The sequence below is a fragment of the Streptomyces sp. NPDC026377 genome (genome assembly GCF_055567715.1).
The window spans coordinates 454,985-471,632 of record NZ_JBVHPV010000003.1; the positions used below are offsets into that span (position 1 = coordinate 454,985).

The 16,648-nt window shown below is 68.7% G+C and carries 18 protein-coding genes; 11 read left to right on the forward strand and 7 right to left on the reverse strand.

Features of this window, described 5'->3' with window-relative positions; translation table 11 throughout:
* Positions 1–3 precede the first annotated feature (3 nt).
* The 5 genes from ACZ4MU_RS09780 to ACZ4MU_RS09800 form a co-directional block, all read right to left on the reverse strand.
* A complete protein-coding gene (locus tag ACZ4MU_RS09780; RefSeq protein WP_467873270.1) occupies positions 4–720 on the reverse strand; it encodes a GAF and ANTAR domain-containing protein in 717 nt (238 codons plus the stop codon).
* An 86-nt stretch (positions 721–806) separates the two neighbouring features.
* Positions 807–1,535: an ANTAR domain-containing protein gene (locus tag ACZ4MU_RS09785; protein ID WP_467873273.1), complete on the reverse strand. Its 729-nt coding sequence runs from the start codon at positions 1,533–1,535 to the stop codon at positions 807–809.
* Positions 1,536–1,564: 29 nt separating this feature from the next.
* Positions 1,565–1,921, reverse strand: coding sequence for a hypothetical protein (locus tag ACZ4MU_RS09790; RefSeq protein WP_467873275.1), 357 nt, complete (start codon positions 1,919–1,921; stop codon positions 1,565–1,567).
* Between the two features lie 519 nt (positions 1,922–2,440).
* Positions 2,441–2,623 (reverse strand): hypothetical protein, encoded by a 183-nt coding sequence (locus ACZ4MU_RS09795; protein WP_467873278.1) that lies wholly within the window; start codon positions 2,621–2,623, stop codon positions 2,441–2,443.
* Between the two features lie 153 nt (positions 2,624–2,776).
* Positions 2,777–3,418, reverse strand: a complete 642-nt coding sequence (locus ACZ4MU_RS09800) for a hypothetical protein (RefSeq protein ID WP_467873280.1) — start codon at positions 3,416–3,418, stop codon at positions 2,777–2,779.
* A 331-nt stretch (positions 3,419–3,749) separates the two neighbouring features.
* On the opposite strand from ACZ4MU_RS09800, the gene ACZ4MU_RS09805 reads away from it, so the two are divergent.
* The 6 genes from ACZ4MU_RS09805 to ACZ4MU_RS09830 all read left to right on the forward strand — a co-directional run bounded on the left by ACZ4MU_RS09805 (position 3,750) and on the right by ACZ4MU_RS09830 (position 10,437).
* Positions 3,750–4,904: a N(5)-(carboxyethyl)ornithine synthase gene (locus ACZ4MU_RS09805; protein WP_467873283.1), complete on the forward strand. Its 1,155-nt coding sequence runs from the start codon at positions 3,750–3,752 to the stop codon at positions 4,902–4,904.
* Between the two features lie 382 nt (positions 4,905–5,286).
* Positions 5,287–5,685, forward strand: coding sequence for a hypothetical protein (locus ACZ4MU_RS09810; RefSeq protein WP_467873285.1), 399 nt, complete (start codon positions 5,287–5,289; stop codon positions 5,683–5,685).
* Between the two features lie 244 nt (positions 5,686–5,929).
* Positions 5,930–6,493, forward strand: a complete 564-nt coding sequence (locus tag ACZ4MU_RS09815) for a cysteine hydrolase family protein (RefSeq protein ID WP_467873287.1) — start codon at positions 5,930–5,932, stop codon at positions 6,491–6,493.
* Between the two features lie 669 nt (positions 6,494–7,162).
* On the forward strand, positions 7,163–7,564 hold the full coding sequence (locus ACZ4MU_RS09820; RefSeq protein WP_467873290.1) for a hypothetical protein: 402 nt from the start codon (positions 7,163–7,165) through the stop codon (positions 7,562–7,564).
* 306 nt (positions 7,565–7,870) lie between these two features.
* Positions 7,871–9,517, forward strand: a complete 1,647-nt coding sequence (locus ACZ4MU_RS09825; protein WP_467873293.1) for a SulP family inorganic anion transporter — start codon at positions 7,871–7,873, stop codon at positions 9,515–9,517.
* 182 nt (positions 9,518–9,699) lie between these two features.
* A complete protein-coding gene (locus ACZ4MU_RS09830; RefSeq protein WP_467873295.1) occupies positions 9,700–10,437 on the forward strand; it encodes a hypothetical protein in 738 nt (245 codons plus the stop codon).
* Positions 10,438–10,880: 443 nt separating this feature from the next.
* Here the strand turns inward: ACZ4MU_RS09830 and ACZ4MU_RS09835 are convergent, their stop codons facing one another.
* Both ACZ4MU_RS09835 and ACZ4MU_RS09840 read right to left on the reverse strand, forming a co-directional pair.
* Positions 10,881–11,189, reverse strand: coding sequence for an EthD family reductase (locus ACZ4MU_RS09835; RefSeq protein WP_467873297.1), 309 nt, complete (start codon positions 11,187–11,189; stop codon positions 10,881–10,883).
* A gap of 78 nt (positions 11,190–11,267) precedes the next feature.
* The gene (locus tag ACZ4MU_RS09840) at positions 11,268–11,852 is read right to left on the reverse strand and encodes a carboxymuconolactone decarboxylase family protein (RefSeq protein ID WP_467873299.1); all 585 of its coding nucleotides are present in this window, start codon (positions 11,850–11,852) and stop codon (positions 11,268–11,270) included.
* A gap of 141 nt (positions 11,853–11,993) precedes the next feature.
* On the opposite strand from ACZ4MU_RS09840, the gene ACZ4MU_RS09845 reads away from it, so the two are divergent.
* The 5 genes from ACZ4MU_RS09845 (at position 11,994) to ACZ4MU_RS09865 (ending at position 16,646) form a co-directional block, all read left to right on the forward strand.
* A complete protein-coding gene (locus ACZ4MU_RS09845; protein ID WP_467873301.1) occupies positions 11,994–12,290 on the forward strand; it encodes a winged helix-turn-helix transcriptional regulator in 297 nt (98 codons plus the stop codon).
* Positions 12,291–12,711: 421 nt separating this feature from the next.
* Positions 12,712–12,903, forward strand: coding sequence for an antitoxin (locus tag ACZ4MU_RS09850; protein WP_467873303.1), 192 nt, complete (start codon positions 12,712–12,714; stop codon positions 12,901–12,903).
* Positions 12,904–13,753: 850 nt separating this feature from the next.
* Complete coding sequence (locus ACZ4MU_RS09855) at positions 13,754–15,334, forward strand: AbfB domain-containing protein (RefSeq protein WP_467873306.1); 1,581 nt, start codon at positions 13,754–13,756, stop codon at positions 15,332–15,334.
* A gap of 53 nt (positions 15,335–15,387) precedes the next feature.
* A complete protein-coding gene (locus ACZ4MU_RS09860; RefSeq protein ID WP_467873308.1) occupies positions 15,388–15,945 on the forward strand; it encodes an RICIN domain-containing protein in 558 nt (185 codons plus the stop codon).
* 83 nt (positions 15,946–16,028) lie between these two features.
* On the forward strand, positions 16,029–16,646 hold the full coding sequence (locus ACZ4MU_RS09865) for an RICIN domain-containing protein (RefSeq protein WP_467873311.1): 618 nt from the start codon (positions 16,029–16,031) through the stop codon (positions 16,644–16,646).
* Positions 16,647–16,648: the final 2 nt, after the last annotated feature.

Consider the following 16,648-nt stretch of genomic DNA (forward strand, 5'->3'; position numbering starts at 1 on the left):
CGGTCAGGTGACCAGGCCGGCCAACGGGTCGGTGTCGTCGATGAGGGCGCGGGCCACGTCGGACAGGCGGCGATTGTGGGAGCGGGCGTAGCCGCGCAGAGCGGTGAACGCCTGTTCCATGTCGATGCCCTGCCGTTCGGCGAGCTTCCCCTTGGCCTGCTCGATCAGTACGCGACTGTTGAGTGCGGTCTGTAGTTGCTCATTGAGCACCGTGGTGCGCTGGGTGGAGCGTTGCTGAAGGAGGCTGATGGTGGCGACATCGGCCAGGGCCTGCGCGATGGGGGCGTCGACCGGGTCGAAGGGGCCGGGGACGGCGCGGAACAGATTCAGCGCCCCGACGATCTCGTCCCGCAACCTCATGGGAAGCGCCTGGACCGAGCCGAACCCGTGGAGCTGGGCCCGGGCGACGAAACGCGGCCAGCGGGCGGTCTCCGTACGCAGGTCGGCGACGGCCACCGGGGCGCCCGTGCGGAAGCAGTCCAGGCAGGGGCCCTCGTCGCTCTGCAACTGGAAGAGCTCCAACAGCCGCACCTGTTCGTCGGAAGCGGCCATCACCCGCAGATCACCGTCCCGGTCGGCGAGCAGCACGCCCGCGGCGCTCGCGCCGAGCATCCCGACGCAGCGGTCCGTCAACAGGCGCAAAAAGTCGATCACATCGAAGTCGGCGACCAGATTGTCCGCCAACTCGACGAATGTCTTGGCCAGGAGTTGCTCATTCATCCTCTACACCCTTTGTCGAGACTGGCTCCGCCGGAAGCGGGCGGGACGTACGGCACATCGCGCGTTCACTGGACCGAGCGAGGGCGTCACGGGTCTTCGTCGATCTGGATCGGTTCCGCGTCGGGGGAGAAGCGCAGCCGCCGGGCCACCACGTCCGCGGCCACGACGGTGAGCCTGCGCCCCTGGGCGTAGGCGTACGCGCGCAGCCGGACGAAGGCTTCGTCGATGCCGACACCGAGCTGGACGGTGAGCATGCCGGTGGCCTGGGAGATCTCCGCCCGGTACCCGCCCAGGTCCGGGCCATGTCCCGGCGCCGCGGCGTCCGTCGGCGATGTGCCCGTGGCGTCGGTCCGGGCATCCAGCAGGACCAGCGTCGCGAAATCGGCGAAAGCCATGGCGTCGGCCAGTTGATCCGCGTCCAACCGGACCGGGCCCTGGGAGTACAGGTCCAGGACTCCGGGATTGATCGCTCCCATCTGCAGCGGGAGCGCGAAGACCGCGAGCGCTCCGACGGCCAGGGCCGCGTCGGCGAACACCGGCCAGCGTTCATGCAGTTCACTGGTTCGCAGGTCGGGAGTCAGGACCGCCGCGCTGTGCGTGAAGGCGTCCACGCACGGCCCTTCACCGAGGGTGAGCTGTAGCTCCTCCAGTTGCTCGCTGATGTCGTCGGTGCTGCACAGCGGGTGGCCTGCCGCGGTCCGGGACATCACGGAAAGCCCGGCACCATCGACCGGCAGCGCGGCCACGGCCGCGGTGCACACGTCCACCACGCCGACCCGGCCACCGCGCAGGGCCGCCTGTTCGGCGACCAGCATGCGAATCCGTGACGACCGGCCATTCACTGTCACCCGGACCACCGCGTCCAGGCAAGACGCACCGGCCCCTGGAGCCCCTCCGGTCTGGCGAAGGCCCGTTCTCCGAGGGCGGGTTCGGAGGAGGGGAACATGCTGCGGCCGGTCGGCCGCCCGAACTCTCCGAGGTCTTGCCGTCCCCAGCACGCCTCGATCACGGTGCCGAGGACGCCGCAGTCGCAGGTGGTGCCAGAGGTGACATCCCTGTCGAGTGTGCGCACGTCGTCCCGAAGGCACTCAAGCGGCGCACGCGACAGCGGTATCGTCTCCAGCGCGATCTGACCGGCCGGGGTGATCCGAGCTCCGGTGTTCTGGTCGCGGCTGTAGACGGTCAACTGCGGTACGGGCATGACGCCTCAGTTCTAGAGGTCCGCCGGGCAGGACCACGACGGGGAGCCTGACTCCAGGCTCCCCACGGGACGCTCCCGGCAGAGGCATACGTTCGACGGAGGCCGTCGAACAGGCGGTCCACCACTCCGTCCACACAAGGACAGGGACCGCTTGGTCCCCTCCCAGGGGGACGCACCGGGCGACCGGACGACATGGCCCCTCGCTCCGCGCAGGCATTTTGTGTCGAGCAACAACAAGTCCGCCGGGGTCCAGGGCGTCCTTACTTCAGAATAGCGCCCATCCGGCACCGGAAGGGGGCGATGGCTGCCCATTCTGCCGGGGTGAACCTCGGCGGCGGCGGGGCGGCAATCGCGAGCCTGCCCGTTATGCCACAAGGCACTTGGAGACCGGTGCGCAGCGCGGCGACCGATGGACCTCTGTGCAGGGGAGGGCGAAGGCAGCGGCCGGTGGCAGGACACGTCGGGCGGCAGCGCGGGACCGGCCGCGCGATCGGCAGGTCAGCCGAAGCCCGGGAGGGCTCAGCGCCGGCGACCGCGTCCCCGGGGAGCCCATCCGGACCCCACGCCGCTCGAGTGCAGCGCGAGGAGGGCAAGTCCGACCAGCATGAGGCTCGTCGGACTGAAGACCGCCTCGGTCGACGTCTCGGTCGCGTGGATGACGAAGGCGATGACGAAGAGCACGGCCGCCGCGAATGCCAGCATCTGTCTTCTCCTGCCGATGAAGGGCGAACCACAGGCGTATCCGGTGGCTTTTGCCGACACACAGGTTCCCCACTCAACCGTGATCATGCGTGCGCGGCGCCGGCTGCACGGCCGGCCGGGGCCCGTCGTCGACGGAGCCGCAGCGAACAGTCATCAGACCGCGGTTGCCCGGCGGCGCATCGTTCCATCGGTAGCCGTAGAAGATGAGCGGCTTGCTGGACCACGGCACGAGCTCCCCGTTGCCGTGCAACCCGTCACGCGAAACAGTGAAGGGTCCGAACCGGGCCTGGGCGCCCGCCGTGATCTGCCGGCAGAAGCGGGCAGTTGGGCGGCGGCGACTTTGTCCCGCACGACGCCGACCAAGGGCGCGAACTCGTGCCGTAGATCCTCACGCATGCCGTACGCGGCATAGTCGGAGGCCAGCGTACGGTCGGGTGCGTCCCACAGTTCCATGCCGAGGGTGGCGCCGTCGCCGAACTCGAACGTCACGTAGCGAACGAACTGGTGGAGGACGCTGCCGATGCCCAACTGAGGGTCGATGAGAACATGCACGTCGAACAGCAGCGAGTGCGCGTCGTCCCAGTAGGGCGCGGCGACGACACGGTCGCGGTGGTCGGTGAAGACCGCGCCTTCGTCGAAGGCGTACAGGGTCAGCCGTCTGCGTTTGTGGCGGCCGCCGCCCCGGGCGTAGGCGATGGCCCGGCCAAGGCCGAGTTCGGCGACCGCCACGCCCACCTCGTCGGGCAGGGGCCCGGGCACCAAGTGGCTCGGTATGTCCTTCGCGGCTTCGGTCATGTACTGGCTCCTCTGCGGATGCGGCGCCGACGTTCGCCCGGCGGATCCTCGCGGCGCTGATCGCATCAATCCCCCCAGTTCCCCGAGCCCTTCGTCGGCTCCGACGCCACTGAAGGTCAACACCGCCGGAAACCGGAGGCGACAGGTGCTTCACCGTTGCGCACGGGCATTCGGCGTGCCCGGTGAAGTGGCCTGGCTGTCGGGTGGGGCCGGATACCCGGCCCGGGTCGCGTGCGGACCGAAAGCCTCTCCGACTACGAGTGCCTCATTTGAGCGGAGAACTCCTGCCCTCCTGGATGTGTGGTAGACAGGGAGTAATCAAAGGGGTACTTTGCCGCAGCTCAAGCTCGGAATCATGTCGCAGACTCGCAAAGAGAACGAACACCGTCTGCCGATCCACCCAGCGCACTTCGAACGCATCGATGCCGACCTCCAGTCCAGCATCTATCTGCAGAGCGGTTATGGCGAACACTTCGGTGTTTCGGACCGGCAGCTTGCCCCGTGGGTCGCGGGCTTCCGCTCGCGCGAGGAGTTGATCGCGGAGTGCGACGTCATCCTGCTGGCCAAACCGTTGCACGAGGATCTGGCCGAGCTGCGGGACGGGCAGGTGCTGTGGGGGTGGCCGCACTGTGTGCAGGACGCGAAGGTCACGCAGGCCGCCATCGACCGCAAGCTCACGGTGATCGCCTTCGAGGCGATGAACCACTGGACTCGCGAGGGCGGCTTCAGCCTGCACGTCTTCCACAAGAACAACGAGCTGGCCGGCTACTCATCGGTGCTGCATGCCATGCAGTTGACCGGGGCAACCGGTGACTACGGGCGTCGGCGGCGCGCGGTAGTGATCGGCTTCGGCGCCACCGCACGTGGCGCGGTGACCGCACTCAGCGCGCTGGGCGTTCACGACGTGGACGTACTAACCGCTCGCGGCGTCGCTGCCGTCAGCTCGCCGATCCACTCGGCGCGGATCGTGCACTTCGACCACGACGCGGCCGACGACACCCGCGACCCGCGACGCAGCGTCGCGCTCACGGAGGACGGCCCGGAGCCGCTGGCGGATTTCCTCGCCGGGCACGACATCATCGTCAACTGTGTGCTCCAGGACACCTCGGCGCCCCTGATGTTCCTCATAGAGGAGGATCTGCCGAAGCTCGCACCCGGCACCCTCGTCATCGACGTCTCGTGCGACGAGGGCATGGGTTTCGCCTGGGCTCGGCCCACCACCTTCACCGAGCCGATGTTCACCGTCGGGGACCACGTCCACTATTACGCGGTGGACCACAGCCCCTCCTATCTGTGGGATGCGGCCACCTGGGAGAACAGTGAGGCGCTGATCCCGTTCCTGCGGCCGGTCCTGGAAGGTCCCGTCGGCTGGGACGGTGACCGCACGATCCAGCGAGCGATCGAGATCCGCGGCGGCACCGTCCAGAATCCCGCGGTCCTGGCCTTCCAGCAACGCGCCGAACAGTATCCGCACGCGCTGCTCTGAAGAGGCGCCACCTGGTCGAGGGAGCACCCATGCCGGGGTACACCGTCGACCAGGTACACCGTCGACCAGAGGCCCGGCTTTCCGTCTGCTGCGGCTCGTACGTTGCCGTGCGTCACCGTACGTCGCTGAATTCCGCGGTACAGCGGCTGAGCCCGCGGGGAGCCTCGCGCACGGAGCGCCGAGCCGCACGGGCGGCTGCCCGGTCCGCACCGCGTACGGCAGCGCAGAGCGGCGAACGCTGAACGAAGATCGCCGGTGCCGGCACCGGCACCGTGGCCGCGAGCCGGGTTTGCCCTTCCGGGGAGAGTCGGGCCGACATCGGCGATGGCCTCGCAGGTCGGGGGCGTACTGTGGAGGGAGGACTAGATGCCTGGAGCGCGCCATGTTCCTCCTCCTCGGGCTCATCATCTTGATCGCCGCAATCGTTGTCGCTGTGGTCGGTGTAGTCACCAATAGCGGCAGCGGGCACAATCTCGGGGGCAGTTTCTCCGTCTTCGGCTATCACGTCACCGGCTCCACCAGCACTCTCTTCCTCTGCGGGATCATCGTGGGCGCCGCCGCGCTCCTCGGCCTGGCCCTGCTTCTCTCCGGGGCCCGCCGCGGCAGCGCGTCCCGCCGAAGCCTGCGCCAGTCACGCCGGGACCAGTCGGTGATCGATCGGGAACGTGACGACCTCGTCGACCAACGCGACACCGCCCGCGCGCAGGCGGACGAGCTGGCTCGACCCGACACGGGACGCCATGGCAGGCACTGGTTCGGTCATCGCGCAGCCCATAGGTGACACCCGTCCACGTCCCGGCTGGTGCCGTTCCTGCCCTGGAGATAGCCGGGATGCGCCAGCCGGTGGCCGACCGTTACCTGCCTGTCATCGACGACCGTGTCCCGTGTCCGCCCAAGCGGCTGACCGCTGCAAACCGCGTGGACGCACTGCTGCACGACGCTGACGGGGATCATTAACACCTGTACCACGGCTCAGCTGATCCACCAGACTTGCTCTTGTCCGTAACGGAGAAGGGACGGCAAGCATGGCGAACAGCGCACTTCTGGTGATGGACGTCCAACGGGACGTCGTGGCCATCGCCGATGACGGTTCCGGATATCTGTCTCGCTTGCGTGGAGCGATCGACAGTGCCCGGGCTGCCGGCATCACCGTGATCTACGTGGTGATGGGGTTACGGCCCGGTGATCCGGAAGTCAGCCCCCGCAGCCGGGTGATGGCAAACGTCGTGCGGGCCGGATTGTTCACCGAAGGCGCCCCCGGCACCGAGATTCATGAGGCCGTTGCTCCGCAGCAGGGCGATGTAGTGGTCACCAAGAGGCGGGGGAGCGCGTTCTCGGGCAGCGACCTCGACTTGGTGCTCAGGGCTCGCGATATCGACAGCCTTGTTCTCACCGGCATCGCCACCAGCGCTGTAGTGCTGTCCACCCTGTGGCACGCCATCGACCTGGACTTCGGCCTCACCGTCCTGGCGGACGCCTGCCTCGACACCGACCCCGAGGTGCACCGGATGCTCATCGAAAAACTGTTCCCGCAGTGGGCGGATGTGGTCACCGTCGAGGACTGGATCAAAGCCATGGCACCGCGATAGCGGGAGGCCGTCCCGCCCTCGCGTGCGGGGTGGGGCGGCGTGACCTTCCGCCGGGCGGACGAGGCAACCGGTCATGGGGATCGCTCTGTTCGTGCATGGTTTCGGTGACTGCGCCCGGCGGAGGCGCGGTGCATGTTCCGAGTGTGATGGTGGTTCACTCCGATCGCCGCCAAGGCCGGCGCAGGTGTGGGGAGTGGGCCACCATGACGCCGCTGCGGTGCCGCCCGGCCGACGCGCAGTGCACGACTTCACTGACACTTGCGGGAATGGTGTGTCGGCCAGGCGGAAGTCGAACAATGCGCTGCGGAGGCGCCCAGGGGTGAAATCCACAAAGCCGTCGACTGAGGCTGATGGAAACGCTGCCGTAATATGCCCGCAACAAGCTTGTGCAGTCGCTCAGTTCATTCGGGCGTGCGGGTCCGCCATAGGAGCCCGAACCGATGGTGCATACCAATCCGCAGGTCAGCGGCGATTATTGACCATTCTTTGGCAAGAATTTGCCCTATCGTCGAGAGGTAATGCAAAGGCAAAGTGGAGGTGCGGCTGACGTCGGTCGAGCCGGGCACCCGCCCTGGGCTCGGACCACTGACATGCCGAGAACCTCAACCCTCTGACCCGACCACACCGCGCTCCGGCCCCACGCCGCAGCGGCGCAGGAGGCAGGCCACCATGAAGTCACTGATCGACCAGGCCCATTCATTCGAGCTCTTCGAACTGCGCACGGCGGAGAACGTCGTCCCCCCCGCCCTGTCGGCCGTGCGGGGCCGACAGGATCGCGCGGTGCCGTACGGGGCCTCGCTGCTCTCGCTCCCCGGCACCCGAGACGCCACCGAGTCCGTACGACCCCATGCGGCGGCGCACCTGGCGGCGTTGCGGGGATATCCGTGCGTCAGCGAGCGCCTCACCGAGGGCTCGCTTGCCCTGCACGCCTGGTACTACGAGGTCCTCACCGGCGCCATCCCCGCCGTCCACGTTCACCGGCCCGCGCCCTACGACGCCTCCGGTACCAGAGCGCGCGCCGCGGCCGTGAGAACCGGCAACGAAGGGCGCCCCGCCTTCGGGTCTCTCTGAGCTCCCCCTGCGGACCGCGCGCTTCCGGCGTGCAGCACGCCGTCCGAGCAAACCGGTGACCGCTACGCGCCCGTGTCCGCAGGCGCAGACGTCATCGCGTGTACTGCTTTTCCGCGTGCTCATGTGCGCGCGTCAGTGCCGTCACGCATCCCTCTGAGCGTGCCGAGGCGAGCCGCGCCGCGCACACTCCCGCGCCCGTGCCCGTAACCGTGCCACATCCGGGGTCGCCGGAGCCGCTCCACTGACGGCGCTCGGCACCCCTGAATCTGTCCCCCCGGCCTGTCAGACCGACCGAGGATTTCCCCCATGCCCCCCAGTCGTTCCCTTCTGCCTTCCTCCTTCGGCGAGTTGCGTCGCCCCGGCGTGCTGCGCCAGGACGTACTCGCCTCGCTCGTCGTCTTCCTGGTGGCCCTGCCCCTATGTGTGGGGGTCGCCGTGGCGTCGGGCGTCCCAGCCGAACTCGGACTCGTCACCGGTATCGTCGGCGGCCTCGTCGTCGGCTTCCTGCCCGGCAGCGCCCTCCAGGTCAGCGGCCCCGCGGCCGGCCTGACCGTTCTCGTCTTCGAAGCCGTCCGGGAGTTCGGGCTCAGTATGCTCGGCGCCATCGTGCTGCTGACCGGGGCCCTGCAGATCACGCTCGGCCTGCTGCGCTGCGGGCGCTGGTTCCGCGCGATATCCGTCTCCGTCGTCCAGGGAATGCTGGCGGGCATCGGCCTGGTGCTCATTTTCGGCCAGCTCTACACCATGGCCGGGCAGAGCCAGCCCCGCTCCGGCCCCGACAAGATCCTCGGGCTTCCCGGGCTCGTCGCCGACGTGGTGCGGGACGGCGACGCGCTGATCGCCACCGCGGTGGGCCTGGGCACGATCGCGGTGCTGGTGCTGTGGTCCCGGCTGCCCGCCAGGGTGCGGCTGGTGCCGGCGCCGCTCGCGGCCGTCGCGCTCGCCATCGCCGTGGTCGCGGCCCTGGACCTGGACGTCGCGAACGTGACGGTGCGCGGCCTGGTGGACACCGTCCAGCCACCCGGTCTCGGGGATCTGGCCGACCTGGGCGGCGTGGCCGTCCTCGGTACGGTCCTCGCCTTCACCCTCATCGCGTCCGCGGAGTCCCTCTTCAGCGCGGCGGCCGTGGACCGTATGCACGACGGCCCGCGCACGCACTACGACAAGGAACTGGTGGCCCAGGGCGTCGGCAACACGGTGTGCGGCATCCTCGGCGCCCTGCCCATGACGGCGGTGATCGTACGCAGTTCCGCGAACGTGCAGGCGGGAGCGCGCACCTCGCTTTCACGCATCCTGCATGGTGCGTGGCTGCTGCTCTTCGCGGTGCTGCTGCCCGCGGCGATCGGCGTCATCCCGCTCGCTGCCCTGGCCGGGGTCCTGGTCCACGCGGGCTGCAAGCTCATCCCGGTCAAGGACATCGCTCCGCTCTGGCGCGCCCACCGAGGCGAGGCCATCGTCCTGGGGGTCACCGCCGCCGCGATCGTGCTGACCAACATGTTCGACGGCGTGCTGCTGGGCCTGGTCCTGGCCGTGGCCAAGTCCGCCTGGGAAACGTCGCACGTCCAGGTCGAGGTGCGCGAACTGACCGGCGGGCGGCTGGTGGTGCGACTCGTGGGCAGCGCCACGTTCCTGCGGCTGCCGCGCATCCTGGAGGCCTTGGAGGCACTGCCGGAGGGGCGGCCCGTCGAACTGGACCTGACCGGTGTGCGCCATCTCGACCACGCGTGCCAGATCACCTTGGAGAACTGGGCGGCGCGGCACAACCGCGTGAACGCCGAGCCCGTACGGCCGACTCCGCAGCACCGTGACCACGCGTCGGCCGCCGAGCCCGTCCCGGTGCGCCCCGGCGCGGTGAACGCGGCCCCCGCGGTCGCGTTGCACGGCCACGACGGGGGAGCGGGGGAGCCGGACCGCGGTGGCCAGGGGGGCGGGAGGGCCAACAGGCACGAGTAGGCGCGGCAGTGTGGGGGCCGGAGCGTTCCGGCTCCCACACCCCGCCGGGTTCTCGGCTCAGGGGTGTGCTGGGGGCAGTCAAGCGCCCGTGCACAGCGTCCAAGCCGCGCTGCGGGCGCCCCGATCGCTTCATGTTCACCATAGCGGCCCCCTCGGTCGTACCGGCCTGCCACTCTGGTGTGATGGCCAGTGAACTGCCGCCGGGGATTGCGCCGCGAGTCCTCAACCCCCTGTGGATCATCGCGTTGTTCCTGGGGCTTTCGGAAACTACGGTAGGTATCGCTGCTGCTCAGTCAAGCGGCTGGGTACAAGGACTGCTCGCAGTGTTCGCCGTATCGTTTCCCGTCCTGGTCTCCACCCTGTTCTTCGTCATCCTGTGGCAGCGGCCGGAGGTGCTCTACGCGCCCGGAGACTTCCCCGAACACGTCCCGATCAGCACCTACGTGGATGGCATGCGCCGACGGTCTGTACAGGATCCCGAGACCATCCAGGCGGTAGTCAACGACACGCTACGGGCTGTGCTGCCGACTGCTCTGGCCAGCCCTTCAGAGGTTTCCGACGTGCTGGAGGAGGCGATGGCCACGGCCGAACAGGCACTCGCCGAGCGCACGCTGACCGTCGACATCAGCCCCATCACAGGGGCCGCGGGGGATGTGTTCCGCTGCACGCTCTTCAGCACGCAGACGGTAAGTGATTTCCTCGACGCACTGTGGGCAGACGCCCTCCACGGCTTCGTCCCACCGCTCAGATACGGCCGCGACTGGGTTTTGGTCGATCAGCGGAGCCAGAAGCAGCTCAGGCACCTGGGGTCCGACTGGGCGCGAGGAAACGGTATGAAAAGCGACGAAAGACCTCTCGGTGGTGTGGGTATCACCCCCGCGTCCCAGCTGGTCGCCGTGCGCTTGCACAGCAATGCCTGAGGTCGCTCGCCCCACCCTGACGAAGCCGGTGCGGCTGCGCCCCGGTGGACTGAGACAGGCCTGTCCCTGCGGGTTGTTCCCTGCCAAGCGAGGGCTTCCAACAACCGTTTCTGCCAGTCTCCGGGTCCGAGGCGGCCAGCAGTGACGTTCGCCCCGGTCGCCGACGTACGTACGTCCCAGCCTCGTGCTGTCCCGGCATACGATCAGCCTCAGGGTGTCAAGCATGTAGCCGTGGTCCGGGCCGTGGCCCGCAACACGCAGCTCCTGGTGCAACCGGTCCATCCACGCGAAGTCGTCGACCAGGCACCGGGGTGGACACTGGACGAGAAGATGCCAGGTCGCCCGTCAGCGTCAACGAACCGGGAACCGCGAACGGCGTCCGCCGGCAGCCGGACCTGGCCGCAATGGCCTACCGGGCGCGTCCCGGAGCGTACCTGCCTGCCTCAGCCGGCGCCGTCCCGCACCGGATAGTCGATGACGACCACACCGCCGGTGGCGTAGTTGACGACATCGGCGGCCGCCCGCTGGCCTTGCGGCGACGCCCGCGCAGCGGCCAGGGCGGCGGCGTCAGCGAAGTCGCCTTCGAAGACCGCGAAATACAGCGCTTCTCCCTTGGCAGCCACGTCGAAGCTGTAGCGGCACGCAAGCAGGCCGGGCATCTTCGTGACCAGCGGAAGGTGGGTGGTCACGTAGTAGTCGCGGAAGTGGTCAGGGTCCGCGGGCTTGGGATACAGGACCACCAGCTTATGCATGACGGCCTCCGTTCAGATCAGGGTCGGCGGGCTTGGAAGGGACCAGCAGCCGCGCCTCGGAGTGCTCCGGGGTGGTGCTCATCGGTTGGTCCCGGTGGTGATGGGGAGGAAGTCGGCGAAGCGAGGCGCACCGGGCTCGTGCGGCACGCGCGTGGCGCGCGCGGCGAAGCTGACGGCGTGGTACCACCCGCACAACAGAAGCAGATCGAGCAGCTGGAGCTCGTCGAAGACCGGCACGAGCCGCGTCCACAGCGCGTCATCGATGTCGGAACGCTCGTGCAGCGTGTCGACGGCGAGGATGAGCAGCCGTTCCCGCTCGGACGTCCAGCACTCGTCAGAGGGACTGCCGTGCATCAGGGATGCCGCCTGCTCGCGGGTGAGTCCGACCCGTTCGGCGAACATCATCATGTGCACGCCCCACTCGTACTCGCAGCCGCACAGCACACATGTCCGGGTGATGGCGATCTCGCGTTCCCTCATGGTCAGGGTCAGCTGTCGGCCCAGCTCATAGCGCCCCCATGCGTGCATGGCGCCGGCCATCGGAAGGTTTCTGGCGAACATCCGGAACAGTCCGATCGGCGGCGCGTCCCCGGGCATCATGCGCGCGAGCAGCGCGCCTGCCTGGTCGGTGTACGGCGGCTCCAGCAGGGCTATGCGCGACATCGGCGCTCCCGTAGAGGTTGTTTCGAAATGAGAAACACGGATGGATGCTAGCGTTTCGAATAACGCAACACAAGGAGGAGGATCATGCCAACACCGCGCCCAGGGACACCGGTTCGTGGATCGACTACCGGCCGTCCGATCATGGCCGCGATGGATCTCTTCGGGCGTCGGTGGGCGCTGCGAATTCTCTGGGAGCTGCGTGCGGGTCCGCTCGGTGCGCGTGCGCTGCTGTCGCGGTGCGCAGGTCTGTCATCCAGTGTTCTCTACCAGCGGCTTCGCGAACTCACGTCAAGCGGAATCATCGCTCCCTCAGCCGATGGCTACGAGCTCACCGAGCTGGGAACAGAACTCGGTCACGCCCTCCGACCGCTCGACGAATGGGCGGCCACCTGGGCGCAGGCGCAGGATCAGAACGATCAGAATCCTGTGGAGGCGTGAAGGCCGCGTGGTGCGCGGGCTGGAGGCTCAAGGGATGGAGATCGATCCGGAGGACCTGGCGCGGGTCTCCGGCTCTGACGCTGGAGCCGGTGTTCGGCCGCCGCGCTCCAACGCCCGTTCATCCCGGTCTGGATCGCGGTAGCACGCCCGCAAATCCCGGTGGGACCCGAGATGCCCATGTACGTACGCGGGCATGCTGGCCCACATGCCGCTGTGGGCGGGCGCCCAGCGGCTGGCGCCCCGGTGCAGGTGCCGGCGCTCCCGGAGGTGACGGGATCGGCAGCTGCCGCAGGGAAGAAGAGGCCCTCCAGGGAATCCGCGGCACCCCGCGTCCCGGAGGTCCAGGGGGACCAGCGTAAGAGCGAATATGGCGGGTACGCGCAGCTGTGTACGACGCACGCGCTATTCGTGGGAGGTACTCATGGGCAAGCTGGGTGACATGGCGGACAAGGCCAAGGAGATGGCCAAGGGCCACCCTGACCAGGCCGACAAGGGTGTCGCGGGCGCCGAGCGGCTGGTCGATGAGCGTACGGGCGACAAGTACGACGCGCAGACCGACAAGGCGGCCGACGCGGTGCGCCGTTCCTATGGCAGTGATACGCCGGAGCGCTGACGCTCACTCCACGCACCTTGGCCCCCTGGCAACGCGTGCCGGGGGCCAGGACGTGCTCGTGCTGCGGCCGCCGGTCCAGCCCGCGGGTGAGCCGTGGGCCGGTGTCGCCCTCGTCACACCACAGCTGGCCTTCGCCCTGAACTTCCAGCCGTGCCAGCCGACCCGGCGCAGCATCAACGTCTACGACCCGCTCCACTGGCGCAGTGAGAGGGGAGTGCTTCAACTACTGCCCCCCGGCCGTGGGGCCAGGCGGTGCCGCTGTCATGGCAACAGGTGCCGGGGCCTGGTGTTCCGTCACGACCACGGTCCGTGCGGATGCGCGGATCATGTCCACCGGACCCCGGCACGTCAGAGTCGCACAGCCGTGGCGAGCGGAGCTGACCGGGGGTCGTCAGCAGCCGTGCCGCGCGACAGGGCTTGCCGCACCATTGCGCGCCGAGGATGCCCGCTGGGCCGTGTCTCCCAACTCGTCGCGGGTGGTCTTCCGGCCTGGTGGCGTAGGTATGCGAACCCGACGGGGAGTACTGCGAGGACGGCATACCAGCCGTCCAGGGAAAGGCGCGCCATGCCCGAGACAGGGCACGCGGGCGCCGTCGCCCGGGCGGCGTGCACGGTATCTGCGCCGACAGTCGGAGGCCGGCCGGCACCCGACCCCTCCACCCTGAGGGTAAAGAACAAGCCATCCCCGCACCATAGAATTGCAAAAGCAAATCGACATTTGGGTGTGCTGGACAAGATCATATCCTACTAGTCCGGTTTGACTCTTATCGGGTGACTCTTCAAGACTTCGCCTTCATCTCCCCTTTATTTACGGGGGCATTACGGGATGAAGAGGGTTAGTCAAACCAGCATGGACAAGCAAGACATCACTTCTGCGCGCATGCGCAGGGTCATCACCCGCGGCGTCGTCACCACCACCGCTCTGGCCGCCGTGGCCGGTGTGGCCGCGCCGGGCATCGCCGCCGCCAGGCCCGCGCAGGCCGTGGCCGCGGCCGCCGCCATCGGCACCGACGAGAAGCAGCGCGTGGAGGCAGCGGCTGTCGTCGGTCTCGACGCCACCTGGGACGTGCTCCAGCGCAGTGACCTGGACTTCATCCAGGAGCTGTGGCGCAAGGCCCGCGAGGGCGGCGAGAAGTACGAAGCGGTGCGGATGGCGGCCGAGGAGGCCATGCTCAGCCCCGACGCGGAGACCCACGTACGGTTCATCACCAGCGGTATCCACGAGGCGTACGCGACCGACAAGAAGCGTGAGCAGGAGCGCGAGGCCGCTGCCCGCGCCGACCGGCTCGCCAAGTCGCAGGCGCTGATCGCGGTGGGCATCCCCAACAGTCCCGACCTGCTGGCGCTGAGCGACGACAACTTCGTCCGCGCCATCATGAAGCACGCCGCCTCCGGTCCGCAGGTCAAGGCCGCGGCGGCAGCGGCGCTCGCCGGTGACGCGGCCACCTGGCGCGAGTTCATCACCAACGGTGCCCGCGAGGCCCACCAGCGCGACGTGGCGGCCGAGCTCAAGGAACTGGAGGAGAAGAACCGCGAGGAGGCGCAGCGCCAGCAGGAGCTGGCCGCCCGTAAGAACACGGCGTCGCTGTTCAACCTCACGCCCTCCGAGGCGATGCTCGGCCTCAGCGGTGACGACAACTTCATCCGCGAGCTGCTGCGCCAGGCCGTCGCCGCCAATGGCCCCGAGCTCTACGCCGCCGCCCAGAAGGCGGTGCTGAGCCTGAATGCGGCCGACTGGCGCGAGTTCATTCACACCGGCGCGGAGAAGGCGTACAAGACCGACGCGGAGAACCGGCGCAAGCAGATCGCCGAGGCCAACAAGCTGCGCCTGAAGCAGATCACGGCCGCTCTGGCGAAGACCGGGGTCAACCCCTGGTTCGTGGCCAAGGCCAACAAGGCGCTGACCGGCACGGACGAGGAGGTCGTCGACTTCCTCAAGGAGGAGAACCAGTACCGCGTGATGCGCCAGTCGCTCCAGCCCGCCACCGGCAAGCCGGGCGGCTTCTTCGTCCGGCAGTCGAAGGTGGACGCAGGCGAGGCCTTCCTCTCGCCCGCCTCCGCCAAGGGCAAGCAGGCCGACCGTGAGGACGCCACCTGGGTCGTGGTGCCCTCCCTCGCCAAGAAGGCCGACTGCTACTCCTTCGAGTCGGCCCGCGACCGCGGCTCCTACCTGACGCTGAAGGGCCAGCGGGTCGTCGCGGCCGCGCACGACGGAAGCGACGGCTCGGCCAAGGCGGCCACCTGGTGCGCCCGTACGGGCCTGTCCGGCTCGGGCAAGTCGTTCGAGTCGGTGAGCCAGCCGGGCCGCTGGCTGCGGCACTTCGCGGGTGATGTCTACGCGGCCGACAAGGACGGCAAGAACCGCTTCGACGGCGGCAAGGACTTCGCCCAGGACGCCAGCTGGAAGCTGGCCAACCCGCTCGCGCCCTGATCCGGCCCGACCGGCTCCCTCCCTTCGTAGACCTGAACAGAACGGAACACCCGATGTCCCGGATCATCCGAGCCGCGCTGGCCGCCTCCGCGGGCCTTGCCGCCCTGGCGGGCACCGTCACCGCGGTCCACGCGGACGACACCACCACGAACCATGCCGCCGCCGAGGTGGCCACCGTGCAGTTGCAGGCGGCGCACAGCGGAAAGTGCCTGACCATCGACAAGGCCAGCCTGCGCAACGGCGCCAACGCGGTGCAGAGCACCTGCGCCGACGGCGCCGACAACCAGCTCTTCGAGATGGCCCCGGTCGGCGACGGCACGCTCGAGCTGCGGCCCGCGCACAGCGGCAAGTGCCTCGAAGTGGAGAACAGCGGCACCGCCGGCGGTTCCAACATCCAGCAGTGGTGGTGCAGCGGCGGCGCCAACATGCGCTGGCGCCCCTTCCTCGTGGACGTCGTCAACGACCGCTACGAGCTGCGCCCCGCGCACGCCACCGCGGCCCGCTGTCTCGACATCAAGAGCGGCGCCACGACCGACGGCGCCAACGCCCAGCTGTGGTACTGCAACGGCAGCACGGCCCAGCAGTGGCAGATCAAGCCCGTCAAGGCCTGAAAACCGGTCCTCGCACCGGACCCGGCACCGGCTTTCGTCCGGGCCTGAGCACCCCCCACCTTCGAGAGGAAACCGAACACCCCATGTCCCGGATCATCCGTGCCGCGCTGGCCCTGACCGCCAGCGTCGCCGCCCTGGCCGGCACCGCGACAAACGTCCACGCCGACGCGTCCGAAGACGCGGCCAAGGCCGCCAGGGAAGCGGCCAACACCGCGCGTGCGAGCGCCGAAGAGGCGGCAGCGCGGGCCAAGCTGCCCGAGACGGTCGTCCAGCTCCAGGTCGCCTCCAGCGGCAAGTGCCTGGAAATCGACAATGGCGCGATCAAGGACGGCCTGCCCGCCCAGCAGTGGACCTGCAGCCCGGACACCGTCGCCCAGCACTGGCGCATGGTCCCGAAGGGAGGCGCCTCGTACGAGCTGCGGACCGTCACCGGCAACAAGTGCCTCGAAGTCGAGAACAGCGGTACCAAGGCCGGTTCCGCCGTCCAGCAGTGGACGTGCGGCGGCGGCGCGCAGATGCGCTGGCAGATCGTGCTCGTCGACCCGGCGAGGAAGCTCTTCCAGGTGCGTCCCACGCACACCGCGGACCGCTGCCTGGACATCATCAGCGCCAAGGCGGAGAACGGCGTCAAGGCCCAGTCGTGGTACTGCAACCAGTCCGACGCCCAGCTGTGGCAGATCAAGCCGGTCAAGACCAAGTGAGG

Coding starts and splice junctions, on each gene's coding strand:
- ACZ4MU_RS09780 (WP_467873270.1), bottom strand. CDS start 720: ATGAATGAGCAACTCCTGGCCAAGACATTCGTCGAGTTGGCGGACAAT.
- ACZ4MU_RS09785 (WP_467873273.1), bottom strand. CDS start 1,535: ATGCTGGTCGCCGAACAGGCGGCCCTGCGCGGTGGCCGGGTCGGCGTG.
- ACZ4MU_RS09790 (WP_467873275.1), bottom strand. CDS start 1,921: ATGCCCGTACCGCAGTTGACCGTCTACAGCCGCGACCAGAACACCGGA.
- ACZ4MU_RS09795 (WP_467873278.1), bottom strand. CDS start 2,623: ATGCTGGCATTCGCGGCGGCCGTGCTCTTCGTCATCGCCTTCGTCATC.
- ACZ4MU_RS09800 (WP_467873280.1), bottom strand. CDS start 3,418: ATGACCGAAGCCGCGAAGGACATACCGAGCCACTTGGTGCCCGGGCCC.
- ACZ4MU_RS09810 (WP_467873285.1), top strand. CDS start 5,287: ATGTTCCTCCTCCTCGGGCTCATCATCTTGATCGCCGCAATCGTTGTC.
- ACZ4MU_RS09815 (WP_467873287.1), top strand. CDS start 5,930: ATGGCGAACAGCGCACTTCTGGTGATGGACGTCCAACGGGACGTCGTG.
- ACZ4MU_RS09820 (WP_467873290.1), top strand. CDS start 7,163: ATGAAGTCACTGATCGACCAGGCCCATTCATTCGAGCTCTTCGAACTG.
- ACZ4MU_RS09825 (WP_467873293.1), top strand. CDS start 7,871: ATGCCCCCCAGTCGTTCCCTTCTGCCTTCCTCCTTCGGCGAGTTGCGT.
- ACZ4MU_RS09830 (WP_467873295.1), top strand. CDS start 9,700: ATGGCCAGTGAACTGCCGCCGGGGATTGCGCCGCGAGTCCTCAACCCC.
- ACZ4MU_RS09835 (WP_467873297.1), bottom strand. CDS start 11,189: ATGCATAAGCTGGTGGTCCTGTATCCCAAGCCCGCGGACCCTGACCAC.
- ACZ4MU_RS09840 (WP_467873299.1), bottom strand. CDS start 11,852: ATGTCGCGCATAGCCCTGCTGGAGCCGCCGTACACCGACCAGGCAGGC.
- ACZ4MU_RS09845 (WP_467873301.1), top strand. CDS start 11,994: ATGGCCGCGATGGATCTCTTCGGGCGTCGGTGGGCGCTGCGAATTCTC.
- ACZ4MU_RS09850 (WP_467873303.1), top strand. CDS start 12,712: ATGGGCAAGCTGGGTGACATGGCGGACAAGGCCAAGGAGATGGCCAAG.
- ACZ4MU_RS09855 (WP_467873306.1), top strand. CDS start 13,754: ATGGACAAGCAAGACATCACTTCTGCGCGCATGCGCAGGGTCATCACC.
- ACZ4MU_RS09860 (WP_467873308.1), top strand. CDS start 15,388: ATGTCCCGGATCATCCGAGCCGCGCTGGCCGCCTCCGCGGGCCTTGCC.
- ACZ4MU_RS09865 (WP_467873311.1), top strand. CDS start 16,029: ATGTCCCGGATCATCCGTGCCGCGCTGGCCCTGACCGCCAGCGTCGCC.